This is a genomic window from Halomonas sp. hl-4 (genome assembly GCF_900215475.1).
Classification (GTDB): Bacteria; Pseudomonadota; Gammaproteobacteria; order Pseudomonadales; family Halomonadaceae; genus Vreelandella.
Genome location: NZ_LT907845.1, coordinates 1,072,018 through 1,083,053 on the forward strand (window position 1 = coordinate 1,072,018; position 11,036 = coordinate 1,083,053).

The following is an 11,036-nucleotide window of genomic DNA, read 5'->3' on the forward strand; positions in this document are numbered from 1 at the left end:
CTCACTCAATGGGCATTCGACGGATCACACCAACGTCTCTGCCGTCACGTTCGCTGCGGGTTCCTGGTTGGAGTGGTGCCGATTGATGGCGCTCAATACGCCCTTCATCGATGCACTGGTGATGCTTTCATCATTGCCGACACCGAATACTGCTTTACCGTCGATGCGGACTTCAACGTAGGCAATCGCTTCGGCGTCGGCGCCTTGGCCACGTGAGTGCTCGTGGTAGTCAATGATTTCGACATCGTGACCAGCTGCCGCCAGCGCTTTAACAAACGCGGCTAACGGCCCGTTCCCCTCCCCACTGAGCGTTTGCCGTTCGCCGTTTTCCTCGACCACGGCGTCAAGCGTTACTTTAGGGCTATCAGGCTCCGACGACAAACGGTGGTTAACCAGCGCAAAGGGTGTGCGCTGCTCTAAGTACTCATCGGCAAAGGCCTGATAAATCATCTGCGAGGTGATCTCTTTACCGGTACGGTCGGCCACTTCCTGCACCACCTGGCTGAACTCGATGGAAAGACGACGCGGCAATTCGATACCATGCTCCTGCTCGAGAAGGTACGACACTCCCCCTTTGCCGGACTGGCTGTTAACCCGGATCACCGCTTCATAGCTGCGACCAACATCCAGCGGGTCGATGGGCAGATACGGCACGTCCCAAACCGCGTCGGGATTGGCGCGACGGTCGAGCATGCCTTTCTTGATCGCATCCTGATGAGAGCCCGAGAACGCAGTAAATACCAAATCACCCACATAAGGGTGGCGCGGATGTACCGGCAGTTGGTTGCAGTACTCCACTTCGCGCATGACCGGCGTGATATTGGAGAAATCGAGCTGCGGATGAACACCCTGGGTGTACATGTTCATCGCCAAGGTGACGATATCCACGTTACCGGTCCGTTCGCCGTTACCGAACAGCGTGCCTTCCACACGGTCAGCGCCGGCCATAAGCGTTAATTCCGCGGCGGCGACGCCAGTTCCCCGGTCGTTGTGGGGGTGCACGCTGACGATCAGGTGATCGCGATTTTTGACGTTGCGGCAGAACCATTCAATTTGATCGGCGTAGTTATTAGGCGTTGCCACTTCAACCGTTGCCGGCAGGTTGACGATCATCCGATTATCGGCACTTGGTTTGAAGGTCTCCATCACCGCTTCGACAATTTCAACGGCAAAGTCCATTTCTGTTGTGGTAAATAGCTCCGGCGAATACTGGAAAGTCCAGTTAGTGTCGGGAGCGGCGTCCATTTCAGCGCGAATCTGTGCGGTGGCGTCGGTCGCAATCTTCACGCATTCCGCTTTATCTACGTTGAATACCACACGCCGGAACATCGGGTCGGTGGCGTTGTAGACGTGCACAATGGCGTTCTTGGCGCCTTTGAGTGCTTCGAAGGTGCGCTCAATCAGGTGCGGACGCGCTTGGGTCAGCACTTGAATGGTCACGTCTTCAGGAATTTTATCTTGTTCGATCAGCGTACGGACAAAGTCAAAATCGGTTTGCGAAGCAGAAGGAAACCCCACTTCGATCTGTTTGAAGCCGACCTTCAGCAGCATGTCGAATAAGCGCTCTTTACGCTCTTGGTCCATCGGGTCAATCAGCGACTGATTGCCATCCCGCAGGTCAACGCTGCACCAGATCGGCGGCATTTCAATCCGCTTGCTGGGCCATTGGCGGTCGGGCAAGTCCACCGCAACGAACTGGCGGTATTTCTTGGCGGGATCAGACAACATCATGACGGCTCTCCTGGAAAATGGGGGCAAAGACTGTCGATTGGAATGACGGTGGGCGTGCCAACGAAAAACGCCCCATCGCCAATACAGGCAATGGGGCGCAAAAAAAGTCGATAACGGTGCGCGCACTAATGAAGAAAGTGCGGCAGCCAAATTGAATTGATTCAATAAATCCAGTGTATGTATCCATGTCTACCTCGCAACTAGTGTAACCCAACGACAATGCCAGCAGCACTGCCCGACCCTGATATTCAGAGACGGGCGATTAGTAGTCGTAGGTCTAGCGCAAAAGTATTCATGGATGTATTCATACCTATAGAAAATCAGTCTTGGTGAGTTTTGTCAACCTGCGAGTGCGCATTGCCAACCGCTTGCCTCGATATGGATGCCTCCATTCGATCTAACTGTTGGCGCATTTCACTGACCTCGTTACGCAAGATGTGTATCTCGTCGATTTCTTCCTCGTTGTTGAGTAAATCAAGCGCTGCACTCTCTTTCTGCATGACGTCCAACACAATGCCAATCATCATATTGAGGAAAATAAACGCCGTCAGAAAAATAAACGTCAGATAGTAAATCCAGCTCCATGCGTATACTTCCTGAGTTTCGTAAAGCACATCGGTCCAATCTTCAAAGGTGGCGATACGAAAAAGTGTCAGCATCGAAATGGAGATATTGCCCCACAAAAAATCGTCCACTTCAGCGAACAGGAAGCTGCCTACCGCGGCATAGATGTAGAAGATAATAAACATCAACAGCACCACATAGCCCATGCGCGGAATGGACTTCACCAGGGCTGAAAGCAGCATTTGCAACTCAGGAATCATCGAGACGAGGCGCAGTACGCGGAAAATACGCAGCAGCCGCGCCAGCAGCACCATCTCGGAATCGTCCATGGGGATCAGGCTGGCAGTCACGATAACGAAATCAAAGACATTCCATCCCCGCTTAAAAAAGCGCACCAAGCTGCCTTCTGCGGCTAACCTGATGAGGAGTTCAATCAAGAAAAAAATCGTGATCGCAAAATCCAGGTACAGAAGCCCCTGTTCGAACCGAGAGGTCTCCTCTTCATAGGTTTTGGCACCTATCACCAATGCGGAGATGACGATTATCGCGATTACAAAGGCTTCAAAATATTTGTTCGAACGCAGGGTTTCGAAACGCTGTTGCCATGTATCGAAAGGTTGATTCATAGGGTAAATAGACTCGCTACGGTGGACGGCGACACTTTATACTAAAACTTCACAACGGCACTACAAGTGATATCCTCTTGTTTCATTTGTGGTATCCCATGCCTCAGCCGACGCCTTTACGATGACGGCTAGCGGGCTTTTTTTGATTATTGCGCTGGATGACTTCCATGACACTGCTGTGGATAGCCTTACTACCGTTACTAGGCGTCTTGGTGCCGGTCCTCAACGCTCAACGCAGCCGCTTTACCTGCTCGTGGGCAACCGCCTTGCTGCCGGCTATTGCCCTACTGCTCACCTTGATGCAGATACCCGCACTGCTCGACGGCGAGACACTTCGCTTTGCCATCGGCTGGCTGCCCGAGCTCAATCTTGAGCTAGCCCTGCGCTTGGACGGTCTGTCGCTACTATTCAACATTTTAATCATGGGCATTGGGCTGCTGATACTGCTGTACGCCCATTTTTATCTAGCAAGTGACGAACCTGTTGGTCGCTTCTATGCTTTTTTAATGCTCTTCATGGCCTCCATGGTGGGCATTTCAATGTCAGACAATCTGATTTTACTGTGGCTTTTTTGGGAGCTCACCAGCCTTTCTTCGTTTTTATTGATCGGCTTTTGGTCGTATCGCAGCGATGCACGCAAAGGCGCACGCATGGCGTTGACCGTCACCGGTGCAGGCGGTCTGGCACTGCTAGCAGGGCTACTGCTACTCGGCGATATGGCAGGTAGCTTCAGCATGGGTGACGTCTTGGCCAGCAGCGAGGTCATTGTCGCCGACTCGCGCTATCCGCTGATGCTCGGCTTGGTGCTGCTCGGTGCCTTCACCAAGTCAGCCCAGTTCCCTTTCCAGTTTTGGCTTCCACACGCCATGGCCGCTCCGACACCCGTCTCGGCCTACCTGCATTCCGCCACAATGGTGAAAGCAGGCATTTTCCTGATGGCAAGGCTGCATCCGGCGATTGCCGACAGTGAATTATGGACCGTGGTGGTATCGCTGGTCGGCACGATAACACTGCTTTACGGCGCTTGGTTTGCACTATTCAAAACTGACCTGAAAGGCATCCTAGCGTTTTCCACGGTCAGCCATCTGGGGCTCATTACGGTGCTGCTGGGTATCGGCAGCCCAATGGCCGTTCTGGCGGCCCTGTTTCATATTCTGAATCATGCCACCTTTAAAGCCGCGCTATTTATGAGCGCTGGCATTATCGACCACGAGACTGGGACGCGTGAATTAAAACAGCTTGGCGGGCTCAGAAAGGCCATGCCGGTCACCGCGCTGCTGACCACCTTGGCTGCCGCAGCGATGGCAGGCGTTCCGCTGTTCAATGGCTTCCTCTCCAAGGAGATGTTCTTTACCGAAACGTTGGAAACGCCCGTTCTGGGTGGTTTAAGCTGGCTATTGCCTACGCTTGCCACACTGGGCGGTATCCTCTCTGTGGCTTACTCGCTACGCCTCGTTCATGCGGTTTTCTTCAAACCCGCCCGCGAGGCACCGCCTAAATCTCCCCATGAGCCACCGCATCTGATGCGTTTACCCGTGGAGATTCTGGTGGTGCTGTGCGTCGTTGTAGGTCTGCTTCCCGCCCTGATGGCAACTAACCTGCTTGATCTGGCTGCGCAAGCGGTACTGCAACGCCCGCTGGATTTTAAGCTGGCGATTTGGCATGGCGTCAACTTACCTTTGCTGATGAGCATTGCCGCCTTGGTGCTCGGCACCGCCCTTTACTGGCGTCACAACGATATGCGTTTGTTCACCAGACAATTCGCCAGTGTTGATGCAAGGCGCGTGTTTGAGCGCTTCGTGGTAACGATTGGCTACCGTGCAGAACAATTACTGGCCTTTTTTGAGGGCAACTCATTACAGCGCTACATGACGCTTTTGTTGTTCGCTGCTTTTTTAATGGGACTAATAGGTCTAGTACGGGTCACCGACCTAACGGGTGCCGCAGGTAACCAGCCAGTCGACGGCGTGGTAATTCTTGGTGCGGTGATGCTTATTTTCGGCGGCATCGCGACCGCGGCCACCCATCGCTACCGCTTGATTTCATTGCTCATGCTGTCAGTTGTAGGGCTATTTGTTGCTCTCACTTTTGCGCGTTTTTCCGCGCCGGACCTGGCCCTGACCCAGCTATCCGTAGAAGTGGTCACCATGATATTGCTGATGCTAGCGCTGTTTTTCCTGCCGCAAAAAACACCCCAGGAATCAAGCCCACTGCGCAACGTGCGCGACATGTTACTGGCGGGTTCTTTGGGTTTGGTGATTGCCAGCCTCAATTACGCGGTGATGACCCGAGAAACGCTGTCGATCTCCAACTTTTTTGTCGAAAACAGTAAACCCGGCGGCGGTGGCTACAACGTGGTTAACGTTATTCTTGTCGACTTCCGCGGCTTCGATACGCTAGGTGAAATCACGGTACTGGCCATTGCGGGGCTTGCCATCTTTAAGCTACTTAACCGCTTACGCCTGTTTATCCCGCATAGCGACGGCGAAGGACGCGTATGGTCGCCGGACCGCTACCCCGCTATTTTGACGTCTATTTCCATGACGCTATTGCCACTTGCCCTGCTGGTATCGGCGTTTATCTTTCTGCGCGGCCATAACCAACCAGGTGGCGGCTTTATTGCCGGTTTGATTACTGCTGTCGCGTTGATTCTATTGTATATGGCCCGGGGCGTGGAGTGGGCACAAGAGCGTCTCAACTTCCCCTTCCAGCCGGTGGCCGTTGTAGGGGTCGCGGTGGCGACGCTAACCGGGCTTGGCAGTTGGCTGTTTGGCTACCCGTTCCTGACCTCGTCTTTTGGCTACTTTACTCTACCCGTTGTCGGTGAGTTTGAGTTGGCGACAGCGCTGCTCTTCGATCTGGGTGTTTATCTCGCAGTGGTTGGCGCCACGCTCATGATCCTCGCCAACTTGGGCAAAGTGACCACTGCCCACCGCCCGGTACCCGAACAGCCCGAAAAAGACGCTGAAACGCCTTCCACCCCCTCCAGCAAGGAGCCTCGCTAATGGAATTGCTTTATGCGATCACGACCGGTGTACTGACCGCATCCGGGCTTTATCTGACGCTGCGTGGGCGCACCTTCCCAGTGGTGGTAGGCCTTACGCTACTCTCCTACGCGGTCAATTTATTTCTATTTTCGATGGGCGGGCTGACCACTGATGGCGCTGCACTGGTCGATGAAGGTGATGGCTTCGCTGATCCACTTCCTCAAGCCTTGGTACTAACGGCCATTGTGATCGGGTTTGCGATGACGGCCTTTGTGGTCATTCTGGCGATGCGCGCACGGAGTGAAGTGGGTAACGACCACGTGGACGGCAAAAAGGATGACCGCGAATGATCCAGCATTTGATTGTTTTACCCGTGGTTCTGCCGTTAATCGCGGGCATTTTATTACTCTACCAACGTCAGGGAATGGTTCGCTATAAACGCATCGTCAGCGTGGTAGCAACGCTGGGGCTTCTGTTGGTGGCCATTGGACTGGTCACTCAAGCCGCCAGCGGGGAAATCACCTATTACGCCTTGGGCGATTGGCAGCCGCCATTTGGTATAGTGCTTGTGCTTGACCGTTTATCAGCGCTTATGTTGATAGTCACCGCCCTGCTTGCAGTGGGCGCGGTGGTCTTTGCCTGCGGCGGTGATGACGAAAAGGGCAGCAACTTTCACGGCCTCTTCCAGTGGCAGTTGATGGGCATCAACGGTGCTTTTCTCACCGGCGACCTGTTTAACCTATTTGTGTTTTTCGAAGTGCTACTGCTGGCCTCGTATGCCTTACTGCTTCACGGCGGGGGCAAAGCACGCATTCAGTCCAGCGTCCATTACGTGGTGTTAAACCTAGCAGGTTCATCGCTTTTCCTGATTGGCGTGGGCATTCTTTATGGGGCGACGGGGACGCTGAACATGGCCGACATGGCTTCTCGCATGGCCGAGCTACCCGCCGAACGTGAAGGCCTAGTGATAGCCGGTGCCTTGATGCTGCTAGTGGTATTTGGCCTAAAAGCCGCCATTTTACCGCTGTATTTTTGGCTACCCCGCGCCTACGCCGCGGCCCCAGCCCCGGTGGCTGCCTTATTTGCGGTGATGACCAAGGTCGGCATCTATTCTATTTTGCGCGTCTATAGCCTCATTTTTGGCGACCAAGCAGGGGGGTTGGAAGCCATTGAGCAGTCCTGGGTGTGGTGGCTTTCGCTTGCCACCTTGGCTGCCGCCGGGGTTGGCGTGATGGCCGCCCGTGACCTTCGCCTTTTGATAGCCTACCTGGTATTGGTTTCCGTGGGCACGCTGCTCGCAGGTGTGGGCATGCGTAGCCCCGCTGCCACATCAGCACTGCTCTACTACTTGATTCACACCACGCTGATTACCGGTGGGCTGTTCCTGTTGGCTGAAATGATTGGATTGCAGCGAGGCAAACCGGGTACGCGACTAGTTAAGGGGCGGCCAATGGTACAAGGCGCGGCACTGGCACTGGCTTTCTTTTTCGGGGCAATTGCGGTCGCTGGATTACCGCCTCTCTCTGGCGCTTTCGGAAAAGCGCTAATGCTTAATGCCGCGGAAGACAGCCAACGGCTTTGGCTGTGGCCATTATTACTGCTGGCAAGCTTGGCATCACTCATTGCGCTCTCCCGCGCAGGCTCAACTCTGTTTTGGCGCAGCCATCGGGGCAATCTTAGCGGCAGCTCGCTGCCTCGTTACCAGTGGTTTGGCATGGCGTGGTTGTTAAGTTCCTCGCTACTAATGGTCGTGTTTGCGGGCCCCGTAAGCGACTATACCCAGGCCACCGCTGAGCAATTAGCCAACCCAAGTTTGGTGATTGACACATTAATCAATGATGCTGGAGGCACCCAATGATTCGACCACGCACTTGGTTGCCGACCCCGGTTTTTTCACTGCTGTTACTGGTCGTATGGCTATTATTAGTGCGCAGTGTTGCCGCGGGTCATATCGTATTGGGTGGGACATTGGCCATTGTTATCCCCTTGCTAACCCATCGCTTTTGGGATGCTCGCCCGCGCATCAAAAAGCCACTATTGCTACTGCGCTTTGTGCTGCGCGTACTGGGCGATATCATTACCGCCAACTTTGAAGTGGCTTACCTGATCGCCAACCCATGGCGTAAGCTAAATCCCCACTTTGTGGAATACCCCCTCATGTTAGAGGAGCGTTTTACCATTACGCTGCTTGCCAACACCATTAGCCTGACGCCGGGCACGGTATCCGCCAACCTGCGTATGGACGGTAAATCACTGCTCATTCACGCCCTCGACACAGACGATGAAGAGGCGCTGATTGAGCAGATCCGGGAGCGCTACGAACGCCCGCTAAAGGAGATTTACGAATGCTGAGCATCGCACTGTTCATCACCCTAACCCTGGTGGTAATGGCGCTGCTGTTAAACCTTTATCGGCTTACTGTTGGCCCCGATTTACCGGACCGCGTGTTGGCACTGGACACCATGTACGTTAACTCGATTGCGCTGATTGTGTTGCTCGGGCTGTGGCTGAATAGCAAGACCTATTTCGAGTCGGCACTGTTGATCGCCATGTTGGGATTTATCAGCACAGTAGCCGTATGCAAGTACATATTACGCGGGGATATTATCGAATGAACCCTGTCACCCTCTTCGTTGCTATGCAGGTGCGCTTATGTCGCTATGGGTAGAGGCACTTATTTCATTACTATTGATCGCAGGCGGCCTCTTTGTCTTTATCGGCTCACTGGGGATGGCTCACCTACGCGATTTCTATATGCGCTTGCATGGCCCCACCAAGGCCACAACCCTGGGTATTGGCTGTATGTTAATAGCTTCAATGGCCTATTTCTGGAGCGTTGAAGGCAGACCCGACATTCAGGAAATGCTGATCACCTTGTTTTTATTTATTACTGCCCCGGTCAGTGCCCATTTGCTCGCCAAAACGGGCCTTCACATGCGCCTGAAGCACATTGATATAACCCAGGGTAAGCCAGTCGAACTTCGCTCCGAGGAAGTAGGTAAAAAACCGGTTCCTCACCCCGATAAAGGGCATGGTTAATTACATCGTAAAGGAAATTGTATGTGGAGCCTGTTCAGGCTATCGACATTGTCACTGTCGATGATAATGCTCGCGGGTTGTTCAGAGCCTAAGATTGATACCAGCTCGATGCCCGCTGCCGTTGTATCGGTTGAAAAAGTACGCGAATCGCTGCCCACCTATAAACGCGACGAGTTTGATCAAGCGCTGACCATCATGGCGATGTCATCGTTTAGTGGTATCGATATACTCAACCCAAGACCGATGAACGCCGCAGAAATTGCTGAGTCGGCTAACGCCTATATGCATGGGCTAACGGGTGATGAGGCGATCGAAAAAGCCAATGAAATGTTACGTAACCGTCGCGCGCGCGAGCGTAATCAGGCGCTCGCTATTCTCTCAAGACTTGAAGAAAAGCAGGCTAACGCAAAGCATGACCGACAGCAGCGAGAGCGCATTACCATCGATAGCGCCGACTTTTATATGAGCACAAGTCCCTACGGGGCGTTAGAACCTATCATTGAGCTTGAAGTCACCAACGGCCCTGATGAACGTATCGTAGAGCTATCGCTTAGAGGCGTAGTTACCAGTCCTAATCATGAGGCACCCTGGGTCGATGAGTCTTTTTACTATGTGATTCCCGATGGTTTGGAACCCGGCGAAAGCGCCAAGTGGAGCCTGGCGCCCAATCGATTCGGCCCTTGGGGTAACCAGGACATTCCCGACAATGCAGAATTAGCCATCACCATTGAGAGCGTGCATGGCGATGACGGTAACGCCCTGTGGGATTCGGCGCCGCTAAGCGAACGGCAGCGCGAAAGGCTAGACGAGCTGCGCGATGAATATGGCGCTATTGCGGAGCATTCCCTCGAATAAAAGAGGCCCCGAAGGGCCTCAACGTTTTAGTCAATCAAATCGGTTTGGCGGTAGCCGATAAGGTACAGCACCGCATCAATGCCGAGGGTTGAGATGGCCTGCTGGGCCTGGGCACGCACCATAGGTTTAGCGCGAAAGGCAATGCCCAGGCCAGCTTTAGCGAGCATTTTAAGGTCATTAGCGCCATCGCCTACGGCAATGGTCTGCTCCAGCGTCAAACCTTCGCGCAGCGCTATTTGTTCAAGCAACTCGGCCTTACGCTCGGCATCGACAATGGGCTCGCGCACCTCACCGGTGACAACCCCCTGCTCGATGACCAACTCGTTGGCGTGGATTTCGTCAAAGCCAAGCTTGTCCTGTAGGTATTGGGCAAAGTAGGTGAAACCACCAGAAAGAATGACCGTGCGATAACCAAAACGCTTTAAATTGACCATCAGGCGCTCAAGGCCATCCATTAACGGCAATTCGGCCGCGATGTCGGCCAATACAGCTTCATCAAGCCCTGCCAGTTTGCTCATCCGCTCGCGGAAGCTGTCCTGGAAATCCAGTTCGCCGCGCATGGCCCGCTCAGTGACATCCGCCACCTCATCACCCACGCCATGACGGCGTGCAAGCTCATCAATCACCTCGGTTTGGATCAGCGTCGAATCCATATCGAAACACACCAAACGGCGGTGACGTCGCCAGATCGAGTCTTCTTGGATGGCAATATCCACGCCATGCAGGGCTCCCAGCGACAGTGCTTTCTCCCGCAGCGCCACCACATCGGCATCATCGCCGCGCAGCCAGCATTCGACACAAGCCCCGTTGGCGGGCGCGTCTCCTTCTAGCGGCTCTCGGCCCGAAAGGCGGTGAATCAACTCAACGGTTAGGCCAAATTCAGCGGTTAACGCCCCCACTTCCGCCAATATGCCCGCCGGAAGGCGTGGTGCCAATAGGGTCAGAATTAGCCGTGGCTGGCTTTCTTGTTCGCTCCAGCGCTGATAATCATCAGCGCTCACGGCAATCGCTTGTACATCCAACCCAAGCGTATCCCCTGCATCGCTTAAGGTGGCTTCAAGTGCACTATCGCGATCCAGCCCCACCAGCGCTTCCAGAGATAGCATGCCAAAGGTCACGCTTTGATTGATATCCAGCAGCCTTGCGCCGCTATGGGCAAGAGCTTTGCCCAACCCGGCTAATTGGCCGGGGCGCGCCAGCCCTGTTGCGCGAATCAAATAACGTGTAGCCATGA

At 54.1% G+C, this 11,036-nt stretch carries 10 protein-coding genes; 7 read left to right on the plus strand and 3 right to left on the minus strand.

Annotated elements, in window-relative coordinates; translation table 11 throughout:
- Window positions 1-24 precede the first annotated feature (24 nt).
- Together leuA and CPH17_RS05290 are read right to left on the minus strand one after the other, a co-directional pair.
- Entirely contained in the window at window positions 25-1,731 is a 1,707-nt protein-coding gene (gene leuA, locus CPH17_RS05285) for a 2-isopropylmalate synthase (protein ID WP_074396800.1), read from the minus strand.
- 320 nt (window positions 1,732-2,051) lie between these two features.
- A complete protein-coding gene (locus CPH17_RS05290) occupies window positions 2,052-2,921 on the minus strand; it encodes an ion transporter (RefSeq protein WP_074396801.1) in 870 nt (289 codons plus the stop codon).
- A 167-nt stretch (window positions 2,922-3,088) separates the two neighbouring features.
- Between CPH17_RS05290 and CPH17_RS05295 the strand changes: the two genes are divergently transcribed.
- From CPH17_RS05295 to CPH17_RS05325, 7 genes are read left to right on the plus strand one after another with little or no spacing between them, the layout of a single operon-like run.
- Window positions 3,089-5,926 carry a monovalent cation/H+ antiporter subunit A gene (locus tag CPH17_RS05295; protein ID WP_096298458.1) on the plus strand — a complete coding sequence of 946 codons (2,838 nt, stop codon included), beginning with the start codon at window positions 3,089-3,091 and terminating at the stop codon, window positions 5,924-5,926.
- Complete coding sequence (locus CPH17_RS05300; protein WP_074396803.1) at window positions 5,926-6,258, plus strand: Na+/H+ antiporter subunit C; 333 nt, start codon at window positions 5,926-5,928, stop codon at window positions 6,256-6,258. Before CPH17_RS05295 ends, CPH17_RS05300 begins: the two co-directional genes overlap by 1 nt.
- On the plus strand, window positions 6,255-7,766 hold the full coding sequence (locus tag CPH17_RS05305; protein WP_096298460.1) for a monovalent cation/H+ antiporter subunit D: 1,512 nt from the start codon (window positions 6,255-6,257) through the stop codon (window positions 7,764-7,766). Before CPH17_RS05300 ends, CPH17_RS05305 begins: the two co-directional genes overlap by 4 nt.
- Window positions 7,763-8,260: a Na+/H+ antiporter subunit E gene (locus CPH17_RS05310; protein WP_096298461.1), complete on the plus strand. Its 498-nt coding sequence runs from the start codon at window positions 7,763-7,765 to the stop codon at window positions 8,258-8,260. The genes CPH17_RS05305 and CPH17_RS05310 overlap by 4 nt, the downstream gene beginning before the upstream one ends.
- On the plus strand, window positions 8,254-8,523 hold the full coding sequence (locus CPH17_RS05315; protein WP_074396806.1) for a K+/H+ antiporter subunit F: 270 nt from the start codon (window positions 8,254-8,256) through the stop codon (window positions 8,521-8,523). The genes CPH17_RS05310 and CPH17_RS05315 overlap by 7 nt, the downstream gene beginning before the upstream one ends.
- A gap of 37 nt (window positions 8,524-8,560) precedes the next feature.
- Complete coding sequence (locus CPH17_RS05320; protein ID WP_074396807.1) at window positions 8,561-8,947, plus strand: Na+/H+ antiporter subunit G; 387 nt, start codon at window positions 8,561-8,563, stop codon at window positions 8,945-8,947.
- A gap of 21 nt (window positions 8,948-8,968) precedes the next feature.
- On the plus strand, window positions 8,969-9,802 hold the full coding sequence (locus CPH17_RS05325) for a DUF6694 family lipoprotein (RefSeq protein ID WP_231898080.1): 834 nt from the start codon (window positions 8,969-8,971) through the stop codon (window positions 9,800-9,802).
- 26 nt (window positions 9,803-9,828) lie between these two features.
- Here the strand turns inward: CPH17_RS05325 and serB are convergent, their stop codons facing one another.
- Window positions 9,829-11,034 carry a phosphoserine phosphatase SerB gene (gene serB, locus CPH17_RS05330; RefSeq protein ID WP_096298463.1) on the minus strand — a complete coding sequence of 402 codons (1,206 nt, stop codon included), beginning with the start codon at window positions 11,032-11,034 and terminating at the stop codon, window positions 9,829-9,831.
- Window positions 11,035-11,036 lie beyond the last annotated feature (2 nt).

Bases quoted from the DNA above. Each gene is read 5' to 3' on its own strand.
- leuA (WP_074396800.1), bottom strand. From the start codon at position 1,731: ATGATGTTGTCTGATCCCGCCAAGAAATACCGCCAGTTCGTTGCGGTG.
- CPH17_RS05290 (WP_074396801.1), bottom strand. From the start codon at position 2,921: ATGAATCAACCTTTCGATACATGGCAACAGCGTTTCGAAACCCTGCGT.
- CPH17_RS05295 (WP_096298458.1), top strand. From the start codon at position 3,089: ATGACACTGCTGTGGATAGCCTTACTACCGTTACTAGGCGTCTTGGTG.
- CPH17_RS05300 (WP_074396803.1), top strand. From the start codon at position 5,926: ATGGAATTGCTTTATGCGATCACGACCGGTGTACTGACCGCATCCGGG.
- CPH17_RS05305 (WP_096298460.1), top strand. From the start codon at position 6,255: ATGATCCAGCATTTGATTGTTTTACCCGTGGTTCTGCCGTTAATCGCG.
- CPH17_RS05310 (WP_096298461.1), top strand. From the start codon at position 7,763: ATGATTCGACCACGCACTTGGTTGCCGACCCCGGTTTTTTCACTGCTG.
- CPH17_RS05315 (WP_074396806.1), top strand. From the start codon at position 8,254: ATGCTGAGCATCGCACTGTTCATCACCCTAACCCTGGTGGTAATGGCG.
- CPH17_RS05320 (WP_074396807.1), top strand. From the start codon at position 8,561: ATGTCGCTATGGGTAGAGGCACTTATTTCATTACTATTGATCGCAGGC.
- CPH17_RS05325 (WP_231898080.1), top strand. From the start codon at position 8,969: ATGTGGAGCCTGTTCAGGCTATCGACATTGTCACTGTCGATGATAATG.
- serB (WP_096298463.1), bottom strand. From the start codon at position 11,034: ATGGCTACACGTTATTTGATTCGCGCAACAGGGCTGGCGCGCCCCGGC.